The organism is Enterobacter sp. K16B (assembly GCF_020216105.1).
GTDB lineage: Bacteria > Pseudomonadota > Gammaproteobacteria > Enterobacterales > Enterobacteriaceae > Enterobacter > Enterobacter sichuanensis.
The window spans coordinates 1-731 of the sequence record NZ_JAIWJZ010000209.1; the positions used below are offsets into that span (position 1 = coordinate 1).

Here is a 731-nt window from a genome sequence, read left to right on the forward strand (position 1 = left end):
GTTGAACCAGTAAATCTCACCGCTGCGCTGGTCACGAAGGTGATCCACCCGCGCCAGTGGGCTCCAGGCTTCATTCGGGTCGTATACATACGTGCTGCACAGCCCGCTCTCCTGCTGCTCCTGCAGCAGGCGGTATCCCTGCCACAGGAAGCGCGTTTCTGTGGTGCCGTGCGTTGTAGTGACGATTTTGCGCGTGCGGCGGCCCAGCGCGTCGTAGTGATAGCGCGCCTCAAAGCGCCCTTCCGGCCCGGTTCCCCGGGCGGACACCAGACGGTTCTCGGCATCATAGGCATAATGCTGTTCATACAGCCCGTTGCGGCGGCTGACCAGGTTGCCCCAGTGGTCGTATTTCATAAACAGCGCCTGCCAGTGCTGCAGGCGGTTATCCGTGACCGGTACCGGATCGTCATTGGCGGCGAGGTTATCCGCGGCGTCGTAGCTGAACTGCGCGCGGCTGTGCCCCTGTCGGGCCTCGTAGTGCTTCAGCAGACGCCCTTCGGCGTCGTAGCCGTAGTCCACCTCACCGCGCAGGGTGTCGCTGACGCCGGAAAGCTCGCCGCGCGCGGTGTAGCGATACAGGCGTTCCAGTAGCGCCTGCTCCGGCAGGGTCACGTCCGTGCTTAATTCGCTGCGCTGCAGGGTGCGTCTGCCGAGGCTGTCATACTGGCGGAGCTGCTCGCGCACGCCCTGGGTGCGGCGCACCTCGCGGTGCAGGCGGTCGCGGGTGAACT

1 pseudogene is annotated in these 731 nt (G+C 65.0%); it reads right to left on the minus strand.

The window, feature by feature from the left end:
- Positions 1-731, minus strand: a pseudogene (locus LDK53_RS22740) (type IV secretion protein Rhs); the annotation flags it as partial.